An 18,042-nucleotide genomic window follows, 5' to 3' on the forward strand; every position below is an offset into this window, starting at 1 on the left:
CCCCGCTAGCACCGCATCAAGACTCCCCGCCCCACGATCAGCGTCCCGTCAGGACGCCCCCACCCCCACCGCACCCGCCCGTAGCGTCGGACCACGACCCGCCCCACTCCAAGGAGTACTCGTGAAGACCCTCGCCCCCTCCCCCACCGACTCCGACCCCGACGAACGCCGCCCGGCAGGGCCGCTGTACGTCCCCGTGAGGACCGGCTCTGCCGGAGGGCAGCAACTCCGTTTCATGCGCACCCCCTTGGGCGCCCGCACCGCCGTCGGCTTCACCACCCCCGACCGCCTGACCGCGGTCATGGGCGAGGGCCAGCCGTGGATCCGCCTGGCCGCCCCCGCCCTGCTCGCCCTGACCGAGCCCCTGGGGGTCCACACGCTCACGGTGGACCCCCACATGACCGCCCCGCCCGCGAAGACACCCCCGGCCTCCGCCGCCCGGGGCGCCGGTCGCGCCCCCTGGCACGCAGTCACCGCCGTCCGCACCTACCTCAACTGACTGCCGACCGCTGGAGGCCCACCACCATGACCACCCGAACGCCCCTCCGCTCCCCCGCTCCCGACGCCCCCTCCCTCACCGCCCCCTCCGTCTGGCCCGCCTCCGCGACCACCGCCCCCGGCGGTGACCTCTCCGTGGGCGGCGTGTCCCTCGCCCGGCTCGCCGAGCGCTACGGCACCCCGGCCTACGTACTGGACGAGCACGAGCTCCGCGGCCGCGCCCGCGCCTGGCGCCGCGCCTTTCCCGACGCCGAAGTCGTCTACGCGGCGAAGGCGTTCCTCTGCCGAGCGGTGGTCGACTGGATCGCGGAAGAGGGTCTGGGCCTCGACGTCTGCTCGGCGGGCGAACTCGAACTCGCCGCCACCCGCGCCTTCCCCGCCGACCGCGTCCTCCTGCACGGCAACGCGAAGTCCCCCGAGGACCTCCGCGCGGCCCTCCGCATCGGCGTGGGCCGCATCGTCATCGACTCGGACTGCGAGATCGCCCGCCTGGCGACCCAGGTCCCGGGCCCCGACGCGCAGCAGGTGCTGGTCCGCGTCCTGCCCGGCATCGAGGCCGGCGCCCACGAGAAGATCAGGACCGGCGCCGAGGGCCAGAAGTTCGGCCTCTCCATCGCGGACGGCGACGCCGAAGACGCGGTGGCCCGCGTCCTGGGCCAGCCCCGCCTCGACCTGGTGGGCCTGCACAGCCACCTCGGTTCGCAGATCGCGTCCCCGGAGCCGTACGCCCAGTCCGTGCGCCGCCTGATCTCGTTCATGGCCCGCATCCGCGACCGCCACGGCGTCACCCTGCCCGAGCTGGACCTGGGCGGCGGCTTCGCGGTCCCGTACGCACCGGGCGACCCGGCCGCGTCCCCGGCGGCGTACGGCCATCGCATCACGTCGGAACTCACCCGCGCCTGCGCGGAGTTCGACTTCCCGATGCCCCGCATCACCATCGAGCCGGGCCGCTCGATAGCGGCCCCCGCGGGCGTCGCGCTGTACCGCGTACTCTCCGTGAAGCGGACCGGCGGCAAGGTCTTCGTCGCGGTGGACGGCGGGATGAGCGACAACCCGCGCCCCGCGTTGTACGGGGCGCGGTACACGGCCCGGCTGATCGGCCGGGCCCCGACCGCGCCGATGCGCACGGCGACGGTGGTCGGCAGGCACTGCGAGGCCGGCGACGTGCTGGCGGACGCGGTGGAGCTGCCGGCGGACATCAGACCGGGCGACGTGCTCGCGGTGCCCGCGTCGGGGGCGTACCACGTGTCGATGGCCTCGGGCTACAACATGACGGGCAGGCCCCCTGTGGTGGCCGTGGCGGACGGCAGGTCGCGGCTGCTGGTGCGGCGGGAGACGCTCGCGGACATGCTGGAACGCGACATGACCCCATGAGGGACCCCAGGTCCCCGTAGGGGGACCCGGCACCCCGTAGGGCCCCTCACCCGGCCGTCCGCCACGCCCGGAAGGCGACGGAGGTCGGGCCCGAGGTCACCATCCGGCTCACCGTCCGCTCCCCCTCCTCCGCCAGGGCGTCCCGCTCGCGGCGCCCCAGCTCCCCGAACGCCTCGATCTCCAGCGTGGTGACCCCGCCCTCCTCGACGGTGCGCCACACCCCGGCGAGGAAGCCGTCCACCAGGAAAGTGGGGTGCGACTGGTTGCCGGTCCAGATCCGGTCGCGGTACTGGGGCGGCACGATCCGGGTGCGGTCGGCGTGCGAGAGCAGTACGTTGTCGAACTCGGGCAGGAAGCGCGGCGGGGCGGGGACGGCCGCGTCGGGGCGGGGCGCGTCCGGCAGGTCGAAGAGTTCGACCCCGTTCTCGTCGCGGAAGACGAGCAGCTCGGGCCGCAGCCGCTCGAAGACCTCGCGCATCCGGGTGAGCCCGCACCAGGTCTGCATGTCCTTGACGGACGCGGGCCCGAAGGCACCCAGATAGCGCAGCACGGTCTCGTCGGGAGAGGCCGCGGGCACCGCGTCCGTACCGAACCACCGCTCGGCGGTGGTGAGGGTGACCTGTCCGCTCTCGCCCCACAGCCCGCGCGGCGTGACCTGCACCAACGGCAGCAGGCAGCGTGCGGCCACGGTGAGGGCGGAGGGATCGGCGGCGGGCCAGAGCGCCAGCAGCTCCGCCCTGAGCTCCTTGAGCGGCCGGGGGCGCTCCTCGACCAGCTCGCGGCTGACGGCGGCGAGCCGGTCGAGGTCGACGCCCACGAGCCGCGTCCGGAAGATCTTGAGTTCCCGCTCCCGCACCGGCTGCACGAGCGCCCGCAGGGCGAGGCAGTCTTCGGCGGTGTGCGTGTGGATGGTGGAGCGCAGGGTGACGAGCCGGGCGACGTCGCGGGAGGCCATCAGCCCGGAGAGTTCCATCGGGTCGAAGTCGGTGAGCCGGGCGGCGAGCGCGAAGTACGGCGGCTTGGTGTTCTGCGCCTGGAGCCCGACCAGCTGCCGTACGGCGTCGAGCGCGGACAGGTCCGCCCGGCGCAGCAGGAGCTGACGGTCGAGCGTGGCGCGGTTGAGGGCGCGGGCGTCGAGGACGCGGGGCGTGGCGGTCGGCGTGGTCATGATCCGTACGCTACGCACCCTTGAGGACACCTCCGGTCCGCAATCGCACGCCGCTCCATCGTAATGCCGGTGCAATTCAGGACGTATATCCTGCTCCCTGCCCAGAGACGTACATTCGATCGAATCGCGAGGTGGACCCCACCATGAGGCACACCTGGCGCCGCTCCACGACACCCCCGCGCGGCACTCCCGAGACGCCGGCCGCCCCGCCCCCGGCCCCCGAGCCCTCGACTCCGCCGCCCGCGTCCCCCGATCAGCACAGCACGGTGGTCCAGGCGTCGCTCTACCGCGACGGCAGGCGCGTCTCGACGCCGTCGACGCTGGCCGAGACGTTCCGGCTGCTGCGCGAACAGCCCGACGGAATGGCGTGGATCGGCCTGCACCGCCCGCCGGATTCCGAACTCCTCTCCCTGGCAGCCGAGTTCGATCTGCACGAGCTGGCGGTCGAGGACGCGATGGAGGCCCACCAGCGCCCGAAGCTGGAGCGCTACGGCGACACGCTCTTCGTCGTGCTGCGCGCGGCGCGCTACCTGGACGCGCAGGAAGAGGTCGACTTCGGCGAGCTGCACGTCTTCGTCGGCAAGGACTTCGTGATCACGGTCAGACACGGCGCGGCCCCCGACCTGTCGGCGGTGCGCCGCCGCATGGAGGAGACCCCCGAACTCCTCGCGCTGGGCCCGGAGGCGGTGCTGTACGCGATCCTGGACGCGGTCGTCGACGGCTACGCACCGGTGGTGGCCGGCGTCCAGACCGACATCGACGAGATCGAGACTGAAGTCTTCGGCGGCGACCCGGCGGTGTCGCGCCGCATCTACGAACTCTCCCGCGAAATGGTCGAGTTCCAGCGGGCGACCCGCCCCCTGGTCGGCATGCTGCACGCCCTGATGGCGGGCTTCGCCAAGTACGGCACGGACGCCGAACTCCAGCGCTACCTCCGCGACGTGGCCGACCACGTCACGCACACCAGCGAACGGGTGGACGGCTTCCGCCAGGCCCTGACCGAGATCCTGACGGTGAACGGCACCCTGGTGACCCAGCAGCAGAACGCGGAGATGCGGGCACTGGCCGAAGCGGGCTTCGAACAGAACGAAGAGATCAAGAAGATCTCCAGCTGGGCCGCGATCCTCTTCGCGCCCACACTCGTGGGAACTATCTACGGCATGAACTTCGAGACCATGCCGGAGCTGAAGTGGGCGGCGGGCTACCCCTTCGCGATCCTGCTGATGGCAGTGGTCTGCACGAGCCTGTACGTCATCTTCAAGCGCCGCGACTGGCTGTAGGAGGCACACCGGCACTCACCCTCACCTTGGGGTCGGCGCACGTCGGGTACCGTATTTGTCATGTTCTTCCACAAGCCGATTCACGAGTGAGGGCGTGACGGGCCCCCGCTGACGCCCTTCGGCGTCGCCGTGCCCGTTCCCCACCGATGAATCCGCAGATCACTTCACATCACCACCGGGAGAACCCGTGACCGACAGCAAGAACATCAACAACCCCGTGGGCCAGGGCGGCGGCCAGCGCAAGAGGCAGTCCCGCGCCGAGCGGCAGAACAACGGTCCGCACCGCAACCTCGACCGCCAGAGCGCCGCCGACCAGAAGGCGGAGCTGGTGCGCAAGATGCGCGAGAAGGCCCGCGCGGCCGAGGCCGCCGCCGCGCAGGCGGGCGACGACACCGCACAGGACTGACGCACCGCCGCCCCGGGGACATCATCACCAGGCTTTGCCGCTGACCCTGCGCTCTCGCCGGGCCGGGAATCCCCGGGGTCGTCCCGGCCCTGCGCGCGCGACGGCGAGCGCGTCGCGATGGCCGTGCGCAACGGTCGGGGCGGGCCAGACGCGGGAGCCGCGGTGGACGGTCCGCCGGCCCGCCGCCACGCTCTGACACCACCCGCACCCGCACGGCTCGACCGGCAGCCACGTCCACCGGCGCATCGGGCGAACTGCCCGCCTGCATGCGCGGCCCCGAGGACACCGTCCACCTGCCCGGCACGGGTACGGTCCCGCTCGCCGTACCCTTCGGCACCCTGGCCGACGCGCGGATCCCGTACACGTACCACTGCCACGTCCCGCGTCATGAGGACGAGGCCTCCAGGACCATCGCCCCCGGCGGGCAGGGCGGCGTCCACCACCGCTGAGGAGCAGCGCCGTCCGTGCGCCCGAGTCCGGCCGGCCGCCGGAGCGGGCTTCCCGCGTCCGGCGGACGGCTGTTTCCGGCCCATCGGGCGTTGCCCGGATTAGCTCCTGCCAACGTCCGAAAACGGCCCGTGGTCCGCGTCGACTCAGTGGCGTCGGCGCGGGGGCGGGCCCGGCTTACTTCCATCCGTCGCCGGGCGCACCGATGTTGATGGTTCGTCAGCTCCGATCACGCCCGCGAACGTCCGGGCGGACGTCCGCACAGCTCGGCGCGCGCATAGCGCCTGATTCCAAGGTGTGGAGGACTCTTGACGGTACGTGGAGGTTGTGCGAATCTCTCGACAGGTCTGGACCAATGGTCTTCATCGGGCGGGAGCCGGAGATACCAGACGCCTCGGGGGATTCTGACCATGTCCCGCGATACCGACCACTCACGGCCGTCGGCCAGGTCCCCGAGGGGGTGGGCCTCAGCCACACGATGGCAGGGCCCTTCGTTCGACCCGGCTGCCACAGACGGCCATTGACCTCTGACGCCCCGACGTGCGGTGCCCCGCGCCCCACGCCGCGCCCGTACGCACCCGCGCCGCTCCTCCGCTCCGCTCCGACGTCCTAAGTGAGCCGCCGATGTCCGAAGTCCTCCCCTTGACCGACCGCACCCCGGCCTCTCCGGCCCAGCAGGGCGTCTGGCTGACCGAACGACTGGGGCTGGCCCGCGAGGCGTTCCACATGCCCCTGCGGATCTCCTTCGAACGGATCGACGCGGCGGCGCTGGCCCGCGCGGTGGACGCCGTGACCAGGCGCCATCCCGCGCTGGCCGCCCGGCTGGTGGAGCGTGACGGGCAGGTCCGGCAGGAGCCCGCAGCACTGCGGCCCGAGTTGACGCTTCACCAAGTGGGCCTGGAAGAAGGCGAATTGGAGATGCGGTTGGCCGAGGAGGCCGCTCTGCCGTTTGACCTGGAAGTCGGGCCGCTCAGCAGGTTCACCTTGTACCAGCGCTCCGACGGAAGCGCCGAACTGTTCTTCACCGCGCACCACTCGGTCTTCGACGGCAACTCCAAGGACGTCCTCGTCCGGGACCTCGCGGCCGCGTACGGTTCGGTGCTCCCGCACGCGGTCACGGCACCGGCGCCGCCGAGCGCGGACCCGGACACCTCGCGGAGGGCCGCCGCGTGGTACGGGCCGCGCTGGGCCGCCGCCACCGAACCGGTACTGCCGGGCATGCCGCGCACCCCGACCACCGCCGGAGCCGGTGAAGCGGTCGAGTGGCGGCTCGGCGCCGTCGAGGCCGACGAGTTGGCGGCGGCAGCGGCCCGCTGCGGCACCACCGTCTTCGAGTTCCTGCTCGCGGCGCTGCACGGGCTGCTGCGGCGTTACGGCGGGGAAGCCGTGCCGGTCTCCGTGCCGCTCTCCACTCGTACGCCCGAACTCGCCGATGAGATCGGGCTGTTCGTCAACGAGCTGCCCGTCCCCGCGCCCGCGGCCGACGCGTCGCAGACCTTCGCGTCCTTCGCCGCCGCCGTCCGGGCCGAGCTGCGGGCCTGCTATCCGTACCGCGGCGTGCCCTTCGGCACCGCCGTCGCCGGACTGGGGCCCCGCGTGGGACTCACCCCGGTCTCGCTCGGTTACCGAAGACGCGGCCCCGCCCCCGACTTCGCAGGCACCGGTGCCCGGATCGCCTGGGCCGTGCACAACCGCACCGCTCGCAACACCCTCCACCTCCAGATCGTCGAGGCGCCCGACGGACCCGACACCTCCGGCGCCCCGGGCGGCGGCATCGACTTCAGCCTCCAGTACGACCCGTCCGTGCTCGCCCCGGACGCCGCCCGCCGGATCGCCCGCCACTACAGCAACCTGCTCGCCGGTGCGGTCGCCGCGCCCGGCGTCCGGCTGCTGGACCTGCCGCTGCTGGACACCGCCGAACTCCGCGCCGTCACCACCGCGCCCAACGCCACCGACCGGTCCTTTCCGGCGGACCGGACCGTGCTCGACCTGGTCCGCGACCAGGCCGCCGCCACCCCCGACGCCATCGCCGTCAGCGCGGCGGACCGTCGGCTCAGCTATCGCGAACTGACCGCCCGTGTCGATGAGTTGGCCGCCGCGCTGCGCGTAAGCGGCGTGCGGCCCGGTGACCTGGTCGCCCTCCACCTGGACCGCACCGCCGACCTGCCCGCCGCGCTGCTCGCCGTCCACGCCACCGGTGCGGCGTACCTGCCGCTCGACCCCGGCTATCCGGCCGAGCGCCTCGCCCTCGTCCTGCGCGACTCCGGAGCCGTACTGGTGCTCGCCGACCGCGAGCCCTCGCCCGTGGTCGCCGCGGCGGCCCCCGCGGTCCTGCGGCTCCCGGAGGCGTTCGAGAAGGGGCAGGCCGAAGCCGGTCCGGATACGGCGCCGCACGCCTCACCCGGTCCGGACGACGTGGCGTACGTCCTCTACACCTCGGGCTCCACCGGCCGCCCCAAGGGCGTCGCGGTCGGCCACCGGTCGCTGGTCAACCTGCTCGCCTCCTTCGCCGACCGGCTCGACTCCGGCCCCCGGCACGCCTGGCTCGGCCTGACCTCGCTCTCGTTCGACATCTCCGCGCTGGAGATCTACCTGCCGCTGATCACCGGCGGCCGCCTGGTCCTGGCCCCTGACGGCCTCGCCGTCGACGGCCCGGGGCTGCTCGCGCTGATCGGCTCCGCAGGCGTCACCCACGTCCAGGCGACCCCGTCCGGCTGGCGGGTGATGCTCACGGCGGGGACCGGCTTCGACCCGCTCGCCCCCGTCACCGGTCTGGTCGGCGGGGAGGCGCTGCCGCTGCCGCTCGCGCGCGAACTCCGGTCGCGTACCGCCAGGTTGCTCAATGTGTACGGGCCCACCGAGACCACCGTCTGGTCCACCTGCGCCGAACTCCCCGCCGAGCCCGAGCGGGTCGGGATCGGCCGGCCGATCGCCAACACCCGCGCCTACGTCGTCGACGGACAGCTGAACCCCACCCCGCTCGGCGTGCCCGGAGAGTTGCTGATCGGCGGGGACGGCGTCGCCCACGGCTACCTCGGCCGCACCGGACTCACCGCCGAACGCTTCGTACCCGACCCGTACGGCCCGCCCGGCGCCCGGCTCTACCGCACCGGGGACCGCGCCGCCTGGACGACCGACGGCGAACTCGACTTCCTCGGCCGGATCGACGACCAGGTCAAGATCCGCGGGCACCGGATCGAACTCGGCGAGATCGAGTCCGCCCTGCTCGAACACCCCGCCCTCGCCCAGGCCGCCGTCGCCGTCCACGCCGAGGAGGGCGGTGAGCCCTTCATCGCCGCCTATCTGGTGCCGGTCGCCGACGTCCGGCCGCCCGCCCCCGCCGACCTGCGCGACCACCTGACGCGCACGCTGCCCGCCGCGATGGTCCCGCAGCGCTGGCTCGCCGTGGAGCGCCTGCCGCTCACCCCGAACGGCAAACTCGACCGGCGGGCCCTGCCCGTACCGCCCCGCGAGGCTCCGGCGCCGCAGACCGCCGCCATCGACGGCATCGACGGCATCGATAGCGGTGACGGCGGTGACGAGACGGTCCGGACGGTCCGCCGGGTCTGGGCCGAGGTGCTGAACCTGCCCGACGTCGGCCCCGAGGACGACCTGTTCGACCTCGGCGGACATTCGCTGACCGTGATCCAGATCGCCGCCCGGATCCGCGACGCCCTCGGCGTGGAACTGGACTTCGACCTCTTCTTCGACGTCCCGACCCCGTCCGGCATCGCCGCCGCCGTCCGCGAGCGCCAGTAGTCCCGGCGCGCCGGGTGCCCCACGCGCGCCGGGCGCGCCCGCCCCGGCGCGCCGGGCGCCGCTCGGCCCCGACCCACCCGCCCCACCGCGCCGCGTCCCGATCAGCCATGTCCCGCCGCGCCCGCACCCCGCGGCTCCCCGCTGAAACGCCCGAACAGGAACCCGATGACGGATATCCAGGACCTGCCCGCCGACTGGTCCGCGGCCAAGCGCGCCCTGCTCAGCCAGCGGCTGCGCGGCGCCGCGGCGCCCACCCGGGTGGTGACCCCCCGCCCGGCGGACACCGAGCCGCCCCTCTCCAGCGGCCAGGAACGGCTCTGGTTCATGGACCAGTTCGCTCCCGGCTCCACGGCCTACACGCTGGCGCCCGCCCGCCGGTTCCGCGGCCCCCTCGACCGCGCCGCGCTGGACGCCGCGCTGACCGACCTGGTGGCCCGGCACGAGAGCCTGCGGATGACCTTCCGCACCACCGAGGCGGGCACCGCCGAGGTACGGGTCGCCGAGCCCGCGCCGTTCGCCGCCCAGCACCTGGACGTCGGCACCGACCCGGACCCCGAGGCGCGCGCCGCCGCCGAACTCGGCGCGCTGATCGCCGAACCCTTCGACCTCCGTACGGGACCGCTGCTGCGCGCCCTGGTGGTCAGGATCGCCGAGGACGACCACGTACTCGCCCTGGTGATGCACCACATCATCTGCGACGGCTGGTCGATCGACCTCCTCAACCGCGAGCTCGACGTCCGCTACGCCCACCACGCCCACGGCGCCCCGGGCGAACTGCCGCCCCTCGACGTGCAGTTCGGCGACTACGCGGCCTGGCAGCGGAACCGGCTGGAGAACGGGCAGCTCGCCGCGTCCCGTGAGCACTGGCGCGGCGAGCTCGACGGCGTACCGGCCCTGGAGCTGCCGTCCGACCGGCCCAGGCCGCCGCTGTTCACCTTCGACGGGGCCGCTGTCGAGTTCCGTTGGAGCGCCGAACTCTCCGGACAGATCGGCGAGTTGGCTCGGGCGTCCGGCGCCTCCACGTACATGGTGCTGATGGCCGCGTTCCAGGCCCTGCTGGGCCGGCACTCCGGTCAGCGCGACTTCGCCGTCGGATCCGCGGTCGCCGGTCGGCTGCACAAGGAACTCGAAGGCGTGGTGGGCGCGTTCGTCAACATGCTGCCGATCCGCGCCCGGCTCTCCGCCGAACTCGACTTCGGCCGTCTGGTCAGCCGGGTCCGCGAGACCACGCTCGACGCGTACGCGCACCAAGAGGTGCCGTTCGAGCAGATGGTCAACGACCTCGCGGTGGAACGCGACGTCAGCCGCGCCGCCGTCTTCCAGACCACCTTCGCCTTCCAGAACTACGGCGACCGTGCCGCCGCCCCAGCCCCGGGCCCGGACTCCGAGGGCTTCGGCTACGAGGCCACCACCACCCACGCCGACCTCGCGCTCTACATGCGCGAGGAGCAGGACGGCGGCCTCTACGGCCTGCTCACCTACCGCACCGACCTCTTCGACGCCGCGACCGTCGAGCGCCTCGTCGAGCGGTTCGAGCTGCTGACCGCGGCGGGCGTCGCCGACCCCGCGCTGCCGGTCGACCGGCTGCCGCTGCTCGGCGCGGCCGAGCGGACGGCCGTGCTGGAGACCTGGGCGGCCGGTCCCGCCCTGCCGGACGGCGGCCCCGCCACGCTCACCGGGGCGCTGGCCTCGGCGGCGGCGCGGACGCCCGGGGCGCCCGCGCTGGTCTTCGAGGACCGCACGCTGGCCTACGGGGAGCTCGACCGGCACGCCAATTCCATGGCCCGGCGCCTGCGGGCGCTGGGGGTGGGCGCGGACGACCGGGTGGCCGTCTGCCTGGAGCAGTCGGCCGAACTCGCGGTCGCCCTGGTCGCCGTACTCAAGGCGGGCGGCGGCTACCTGCCGCTCGACCCGGAGCAGCCGCCCGCCAGGCTCGCCCGCCTGGTCGCCGACTCCGGGGCCAAGGTGCTGATCACCGACGCCGTGCTGCGGCCCCGGTTCGGCGACCATCCGGCGGTGGACCTGCTGACCGGCGACGGCGCGGACGCGGGTGAGTGGGACGGGGCGCCGCTCGCGGAGGTGTCCGGCGCCGACGACCTGGCGTACGTGATCTACACCTCGGGCTCCACGGGCACGCCCAAGGGCGTCGCGGTGCAGCACCGCCAGATCCTCAACTACCTGGCGGGCGCGGGCGAACGGCTGCGGATCGAGCCCGGTTCCTCCTTCGGGCTGTTGCAGTCGCTCTCCTTCGACTTCAGCATGACCATGCTCTACCTGGCGCTCACGACCGGCGGCCGGGTCCACCTGCTGCCGCGCCGGATCGCGGGCGTGGAACTGGCCGGGGCGATGGAGCGGGCCGGGATCGACTACCTGAAGATGACGCCCTCCCACCTGGCCGCGCTGACCGCCGACGCACCGCTGGAACGGCTGCTGCCGCGCCGTGCGCTGGTGCTCGGCGGCGAGGCCAGCGGCTGGTCCTGGGCCGCGGGCATCGCCGCGCTCGGCCGGTGCGCGGTGTTCAACCACTACGGGCCGACCGAGGCGACGGTGGGGATCACCGTCCACGAGGTCACCGCCGAAGGACTGGAGGCGCCGGGCAACACCCCGATCGGCAGCCCGCTGGCGGGCGGGCGCTGCTACGTGCTGGACGGGGCCCGCAACCCCGTGCCACCGGGCGTCACCGGCGAGTTGTACCTGGGCGGGGACCGGCTGGCCCGCGGCTACCTCGGGCGGCCCGACCTGACCGCCGAGCGGTTCCTGCCCGATCCGTACGCCACCCCACTCCCTTCCGGCCAAGGCGCCCCGTACGCCGACCAGCCCCCCTCCGGCCCGTCCCCCTCCGGTCCGTCCCCATCCGGGCAGGGCGCCCCCGACCCCGACGGCCCCCGGATGTACCGCACCGGCGACCTGGCGCGCTGGCGCGCCGACGGGACCCTGGACTACCTCGGCCGTGCCGACGACCAGATCAAGGTCCGCGGCCACCGGGTCGAGCCCGGCGAGATAGAGGCCGCGCTGACCGCCCTGCCCGGCATCACCCTGGCGGTGGTCATGGCGCGCGGCGAGGGCGTGCGGCAGAACCTCGTCGCCTACCTGGAGCACCCCGGCGAAGGCGAACCGCCGACCTCCGCCGAACTGCGCGCCGCCCTGGGCGAGTCGCTGCCCGACTACATGGTCCCGGCGCGCTACGTGGTGCTGGAGCGGCTGCCGCTGCTCGCGCACGGCAAGGTCGACCGGAGGGCGCTGCCCGCACCCGAAGACGGCCCGGCCACCGGCACCCACGTCGACCCCGAGGGCGAAACCGAGCAGGTGATCGCCGCCATGTGGGCGGACCTGCTCGGCCTCCCCCGGGTCGGCGCGCTGGACGACTTCTTCGAGCTGGGGGGCCACTCCCTGCTCGCGACCCAGGTGGTCGCGCGGATGCGCCGGGCCTTCCCCGAACTGGCCGTCCCGGTCGGCGTGATGGACCTCTTCAAGTACCCCACCGTCCGTCGGCTCGCCGGTCTCGTGGCCGCCCCCGAGGGCGAACGCGGCCCGCGACGGCTGCTGCACCTGCTCACCCCCGAGCGCCGCACGGTGGCCGCGAGCGTGGTCTGCGCCCCCTACGGCGGCGGCAGCGCGCTGATCTACAAGCCGCTCGCCGACGCGATGCCCGCGGACTGGGCCCTGCACTCCATCGCCGTCCCCGGCCACGAGCTGGGCGAGGAACCGATGGACATCGACGAGGTCGCCCGGCTCTGCGCCCAGGAGATCCTCGCGCACGTCGAGGGACCGCTGGTGCTCTACGGGCACTGTGGGGTCGGGGTCCGGCTGACCGTGGAGATCGCCCGCAGGGTGGAGGCGGCGGGCCGGGAGATCGACGCCGTCCACCTCGGCGGCATCTTCCCCTTCGCCCGTCCGAAGGGCCGCGGCGCCGCGCTCTCCGAGCGCTTCGCCGAGCTGGCCGCCCGTCTGCGCAGCGACCAGGGCATGATCAACGCCCTGGCGGCCGCCGGCCTGGACGTGGACGAGGTCGACGAGGAGCAGCTGCGGCTGATGGTGCGCAACCGCCGGGTCGGCACCAAGGGCGCCGAGCGCTACTTCGGCGAGCTGTACGAGAGCGAGGGCGGCACCCTCGACGCGCCGGTGATCGCCGTCTGCGGCGACCGCGACCCCGCGACCGAGTTCTACGAGGAGCGGTTCCGCGAGTGGCACCGGATCACCGGGACGGCCGCCGTGGTGGTCCTGGACGAGGCCGGACACTTCTACCTCAAGTACCGCGCCGAAGAGTTGGCCGACATCCTGACGGGGGTGCACCGCTCGATCGCCGCGGGCGAGGAGGCGCGCCACGCGCGCACCGAGGACGCCACGTGGTGGCTGGCCGGGCTGTCCCGCGACGCCGCCGGGCCCGAGGACGGGATCTCCGCGCCGCACGAAGTGCCGGAGAAGTCCCGCGAGGGCCGCGAGCGCCGTCCCGTACGCCCGCGCCGTCCCGTACGCCCGACCATGGGCCGCTTCCTGGCCGTCGCCACCGGCCAGCAGCTCTCGATGATCGGCTCGGCGCTCACCGAGTTCGCGCTGCCCATCTGGATCTACCTGCAGACCGGCTCGCTGCTCCACCTCGGCCTGCTCGCGGCCTTCGGGCTGGTGCCCGGCATCGTGGTCGCCCCGCTGGCCGGTGCCGTCGTCGACCGCGGCGACCGCCGCCGGGTGATGCTGTACGGCGACGTCGCGGCCGGTCTGACCCAGGCGGCCCTGCTGGTGCTCCACCTCAGCGGCTCGCTGGAGATCTGGCACTGCTACGTGATGATCTCCGTGCTCTCCGCGGTGCTCGCCTTCCAGCGCGTCGCCTGGGGCTCGGCGGTGCCGCAACTGGTGCCCAAGCGCTTCCTGGGCCGCGCCAACGGCGTGGTCCAAATGGCCCTCGGCCTCGCCCAGTTCCTCGTCCCGCTGATCGCGGTCGGCATCCTGCACGCGATCGGCCTCGGCGGCATCCTGGTCTTCGACGTCGTCAGCTACCTGATCGCCACGGGCGTCACCCTGGCCCTGCGGTTCCCCGACACGATGGCCGCCGCCCGCCGCGAGAGCGTCGGCACCGAGATCCGGGCGGGCTTCCAACGAGCGCTGGGCAGCCGCCACTTCAGGGCCATGCTGTTCTGGTTCGCGGCGCTGAACGTCTTCCTCTCGCCGCTCTTCCTGCTCGTCACCCCGCTGGTGCTCTCCTTCTCCTCGACCTCGGCGGCCGGGTGGGTCTCCACCGCCGCCGGCCTTGGCGCCGTGCTCGGCGGCCTCACCCTGCTGGTCTGGGGAGGCCCGCGCCGGATGCGGCTGCGCGGCGTCCTGTTCGCCACCCTCGGCCTCGCCGCCGCCTGCGTCGTCACCGGACTGCGGCCCTCGGTGGCCGTGGTCGCCGTCGGCGCGTTCGGCATGACGTACGGCCTGGCGCTGCTCAACGGCATCTACGCGACGGTCGTCCAGACCAAGGTGCCGATGCGCTTCCACGGCCGGGTGATCGCGGTGAACACCATGGTCGCCTGGTCCACCCTGCCGATCGGCTTCGCCCTGGTCGCCCCCGTCGGTCCCGGGCTGCTCCAGCCCCTGATGGACGAGGGCGGCGCGCTGGCCTCCAGCGTCGGCGCGCTGATCGGCACCGGCGACGGGCGCGGCATCGGCCTGCTCTACCTGGTGTTCGGCCTCGCCATGGCCGTACTGGTCCTGATCAGCTTCTGCATTCCCGTCCTGGCCCGCTTCGACCGGGAGGTCCCGGACGCCGAGTCCGACGACCTGATCGGTCTGGAGACCCTGCGGGCCCGCGCGAAAAGCGAGATGAACGCATGACATCGCCCACCTCGGCCGCCCCGGCACCCGCCGCCGCCCGCCATCCGCTGACCGACGAGCAGCGCCGCCTCTGGTTCCTCCAGCAACTGAACCCGCGGGACGCCGGGTTCAACATGTACCTGAACCGGCGCTGGAGCGGCCCGATCGACCCCCGGGCGCTGGGCGCCGCGCTCACCCGGCTCACCGAGCGGCACCAGGTGCTGCGCACCCGGTTCGCCCTGGACGGCGAGCAGCCCGTCCAGGTCGTGGAGCCCGTGAGGGACGTCGAACTCGCCCTGGTCCAGGTCCCGGACGCCGCGGAGGAGTCCTTCACCGCGGCCTGCGCGCCCTTCGTCAACGCCCCCTTCGACCTGGGCGGGCGCCCGCCGCTGCGGGCCGTCCTGGTCAGTGCGGGCGAGCACGAGCACGCGCTGGGCGTGGTGGTCCACCACATCGTGTCCGACGGCTGGTCGTTCACCGTGCTGTGGCGCGAACTGCTCGCGCTGTACCGCGAGGAGATCGGCGAGGGACCGGCCGACCTTCCCGAACTCAAGCTACAGTTCGGCGATTTCGCGCGCGCCGAACGGGCCAGGCTGGACGGGGGCGCGGCCGAGGAGGCGGTCCGCTACTGGAGCGGACGGCTGGCCGGGGTCGGCGCGCTGCGGATGCCGCTGGACCGCCCCAGGCCCGCCGCCCCCGCCCGTCCGGCGGGCTTCGCCGAGTTCGCCGTCGAGCCCGGCCTCGTCGCCGGAATCGACGCCCTGGCCCGTGAGCAGCGCTGCACCCCGTTCATGGTGCTGCTCGCCGCGTACCAGAGCGTGCTGGCCCGCTGGAGCGGCTGCTACGACTTCGCCGTCGGCACCCCGCTGGCCGGTCGCAACGAGACCGCCCACGAGGCCCTGCTCGGCTACTTCTCCCGTACGGGGGTGATCCGCGCGGACCTCACGGGCGAGCCCGACTTCCGCACCGTGCTGCGCCGGGTGCGTTCCGCCACGATGGCCGCGCTGAGCCATCAGGACGTCCCGGTCGAGCGGGTGGCCGCCGAGCTGGGGCTGCCCGTACTGCCCGGCGTCGGCCCGCTGTACCAGGCGGTGTTCGTCCACCAGAGCCAGTACGAGCTGGCCACCGCCGACGCCGGTGACGGCACCGGCGACGGTGCCGACGCGGGGACCGCGCTGCCCCCCGGCGTGCGGACCGCGAGCATGGACTCCGGCTTCGACCGCGCCAAGACCGATCTGCTGCTGGACAGTTGGCGCACCCCGGACGGCGGGATGACGCTCTCGTTCTGCTTCGACCGGGAGCTCTTCGAGCGCGCCACGGTCGAGGCCCTGGCGCGCCGGGTCCGCGACCTGCTCGCCCGTGCCGTCGCGGACGTGGAGGTCCCGCTGCACGGCGACTGGCTGCTGACCGGAGGGGAGCGCGCCGCGCTGCTCGCCCTCGGCGCGGGTCCCGCCGTCGCCGACGGGGCCCGGTCGATCCTGCGCGGCTTCGCCGACCAGGTCGCCGCCCGCCCCGACGCGCCCGCCCTGGAGTGCGCGGACCGCACGCTCACGTACGCCGAACTCGACCGCGCGTCGGACGAGTTGGCCGGGCGGCTGGGCCAGGTGGCGGGCCGTGCGGTGGGCGTCAGGATCGAGCCGTCCTTCGCACTGGTCACCGCCTTGCTGGCGGTCTGGAAGGCCGGTGCGGGCTATCTGCCGCTCGATCCCGCGCATCCGGTCGAGCGCCAACGGCTGATGCTCGGGGAGGCGGATGCCGCGCTGCTGCTCACCGGAGGCGAGCGGCAGGACCCGGGCGTCCCCGACCTGGGCGTCCCGGTGCTGGCCGTCGGCGGTCCGGACACCGGGGCCGTCGGCACCGGACACCGGGGCGCCGGGGCCGCACTGCCCGGGACCGATCCGGGCGGCCTCGCGTACGTCCTCTACACCTCGGGCTCCACCGGGACGCCCAAGGGCGTCGCCGTCGGGCACGCCGCCCTGGCCGAACGCGTCCGGTGGATGGCCGGCCCCGACGGCTACCGGCTCGGGCCCGGCGACCGTATCGTCCAGTTCGCCTCCGTCGGCTTCGACACCCACGCCGAGGAGATCTGGCCCGCCCTCACCGCGGGCGCCTGTGTCGTCCTGCTGCCCGGCGGCGGCCGGATGCTGCCCGACCTGCTGCGCGGCGGGGCAGGGCGGTCCGTCACCGTGCTCGACCTGCCCACCGCGTACTGGCAGGAGCTGGTTTCGCTCGGCGACCAGGCCCCCTGGCCCCCGGCGCTGCGCCTGGTGGTCCTCGGCGGCTCCGAGGCCGGCGCGGGCGCGCTCGCCCAGTGGCGGGAGCGGCACGGCGACTCCGTACGGCTGGTCAACACGTACGGTCCGACCGAGGCAACGATCATCGTGACGGCGGGCGACCTCGGCGGCGGCGCGGGGGGCGACTCCCTCGGCGGGCCCGCCGACGAGCGCCCGCCGCTCGGCCGTCCGCTGCCCGGGGTGCGGCTCTACCTCCTGGACGAGCGCGGCGGCCTGCTGCCCGCCGGATCCGAGGGCGAGCTGTACGTCGGCGGAAACGGCCTCGCGCACGGCTACCTGGCCCGGCCCGAGCTGACCTCGGAGGCATTCCTCCCCGACCCGTTCGCCGACGGTCCCGACGGCCGGATGTACCGCACCGGCGACCGCGCCCGGTGGCGCGCCGACGGGCAGCTGGAGTTCCTCGGCCGGGCCGACGACCAGGTGAAGATCCGCGGGTACCGGATCGAGCCCGCCGAGATCGAGGCCGCCCTCACCGCGCACCCGGCCGTCGGCCGTGCGGCCGTACTGGTCCGCGACGGCCGTCGGCTGATCGCCTACGCCGTCCCGCGGCCGACCGCCGACCCGGGCCCGAGCGCGGGCGAACTGCGCGAGCACCTGGCGCTGCGGCTGCCCGCCTTCATGGTGCCGGACGCCGTGGTGCTGCTCGACACCCTCCCGCTCACCGCCAACGGCAAGCTCGACACCGGCGCCCTGCCAGACCCCGACCCGGCGGGCGCCGCCGCCGAGTACCTGGCGCCCCGCACCGACGCCGAGGCCCTGGTGGTCGGCCTCTGGCAGGAGGTGCTCGGCGTACCGGAGGTCGGCGTGCACGACGACTTCCTCGCGCTCGGCGGGGACTCGCTCCTGGTGACCCGGGTCGCCGCCCGCATCAGGGCCGGCATCGGCCTCGACGTGTCGATCCGCGACGTCTTCGAGAGCCCCACCCCGGCGGTCCTGGCGGCCCGGATCGAGGCGCTGCTGATCGCGGAGATCGACGCCCTCAGCGAGGAGGAGGCCGCCGGTCGGCTGACCTGACGCCCGAGG

9 protein-coding genes are annotated in these 18,042 nt (G+C 74.1%); 8 read left to right on the plus strand and 1 reads right to left on the minus strand.

The genetic code is table 11. From position 1 onward, the window contains the following. Positions 1 to 121 precede the first annotated feature (121 nt). Together ACIBNE_RS35355 and lysA are read left to right on the plus strand one after the other, a co-directional pair. Positions 122 to 499, plus strand: a complete 378-nt coding sequence (locus ACIBNE_RS35355; protein ID WP_399279073.1) for an SAV_915 family protein — start codon at positions 122 to 124, stop codon at positions 497 to 499. Between the two features lie 26 nt (positions 500 to 525). After that, the gene (lysA, locus tag ACIBNE_RS35360) at positions 526 to 1,872 is read left to right on the plus strand and encodes a diaminopimelate decarboxylase (protein WP_399279075.1); all 1,347 of its coding nucleotides are present in this window, start codon (positions 526 to 528) and stop codon (positions 1,870 to 1,872) included. Positions 1,873 to 1,918: 46 nt separating this feature from the next. On the opposite strand, the gene ACIBNE_RS35365 is transcribed toward lysA, so the two are convergent. Next, positions 1,919 to 3,040, minus strand: coding sequence for a winged helix DNA-binding domain-containing protein (locus tag ACIBNE_RS35365; protein WP_399279078.1), 1,122 nt, complete (start codon positions 3,038 to 3,040; stop codon positions 1,919 to 1,921). Positions 3,041 to 3,183: 143 nt separating this feature from the next. On the opposite strand from ACIBNE_RS35365, the gene ACIBNE_RS35370 reads away from it, so the two are divergent. The 6 genes from ACIBNE_RS35370 (at position 3,184) to ACIBNE_RS35395 (ending at position 18,033) form a co-directional block, all read left to right on the plus strand. Then, positions 3,184 to 4,320: a magnesium and cobalt transport protein CorA gene (locus ACIBNE_RS35370; protein WP_399279080.1), complete on the plus strand. Its 1,137-nt coding sequence runs from the start codon at positions 3,184 to 3,186 to the stop codon at positions 4,318 to 4,320. A gap of 187 nt (positions 4,321 to 4,507) precedes the next feature. Continuing rightward, entirely contained in the window at positions 4,508 to 4,726 is a 219-nt protein-coding gene (locus tag ACIBNE_RS35375) for a DUF6243 family protein (RefSeq protein WP_399279082.1), read from the plus strand. A gap of 266 nt (positions 4,727 to 4,992) precedes the next feature. Then, a complete protein-coding gene (locus tag ACIBNE_RS35380) occupies positions 4,993 to 5,175 on the plus strand; it encodes a hypothetical protein (RefSeq protein WP_399279084.1) in 183 nt (60 codons plus the stop codon). Between the two features lie 622 nt (positions 5,176 to 5,797). Further along, the gene (locus ACIBNE_RS35385; protein WP_399279085.1) at positions 5,798 to 8,932 is read left to right on the plus strand and encodes an amino acid adenylation domain-containing protein; all 3,135 of its coding nucleotides are present in this window, start codon (positions 5,798 to 5,800) and stop codon (positions 8,930 to 8,932) included. 165 nt (positions 8,933 to 9,097) lie between these two features. Continuing rightward, entirely contained in the window at positions 9,098 to 14,746 is a 5,649-nt protein-coding gene (locus tag ACIBNE_RS35390) for an amino acid adenylation domain-containing protein (RefSeq protein WP_399279087.1), read from the plus strand. Beyond that, positions 14,743 to 18,033 (plus strand): amino acid adenylation domain-containing protein, encoded by a 3,291-nt coding sequence (locus ACIBNE_RS35395; RefSeq protein ID WP_399279089.1) that lies wholly within the window; start codon positions 14,743 to 14,745, stop codon positions 18,031 to 18,033. Before ACIBNE_RS35390 ends, ACIBNE_RS35395 begins: the two co-directional genes overlap by 4 nt. The last annotated feature ends 9 nt before the right edge of the window (positions 18,034 to 18,042 follow it).

Source organism: Streptomyces sp. NPDC050504, from assembly GCF_044458065.1.
Lineage (GTDB): Bacteria > Actinomycetota > Actinomycetes > Streptomycetales > Streptomycetaceae > Streptomyces.

What these genes read in the sequence shown, in the direction of transcription:
- ACIBNE_RS35365 (WP_399279078.1), bottom strand. Translation starts at nt 3,040, where the DNA reads ATGACCACGCCGACCGCCACGCCCCGCGTCCTCGACGCCCGCGCCCTC.
- ACIBNE_RS35370 (WP_399279080.1), top strand. Translation starts at nt 3,184, where the DNA reads ATGAGGCACACCTGGCGCCGCTCCACGACACCCCCGCGCGGCACTCCC.
- ACIBNE_RS35395 (WP_399279089.1), top strand. Translation starts at nt 14,743, where the DNA reads ATGACATCGCCCACCTCGGCCGCCCCGGCACCCGCCGCCGCCCGCCAT.
- ACIBNE_RS35385 (WP_399279085.1), top strand. Translation starts at nt 5,798, where the DNA reads ATGTCCGAAGTCCTCCCCTTGACCGACCGCACCCCGGCCTCTCCGGCC.
- lysA (WP_399279075.1), top strand. Translation starts at nt 526, where the DNA reads ATGACCACCCGAACGCCCCTCCGCTCCCCCGCTCCCGACGCCCCCTCC.
- ACIBNE_RS35390 (WP_399279087.1), top strand. Translation starts at nt 9,098, where the DNA reads ATGACGGATATCCAGGACCTGCCCGCCGACTGGTCCGCGGCCAAGCGC.
- ACIBNE_RS35380 (WP_399279084.1), top strand. Translation starts at nt 4,993, where the DNA reads ATGCGCGGCCCCGAGGACACCGTCCACCTGCCCGGCACGGGTACGGTC.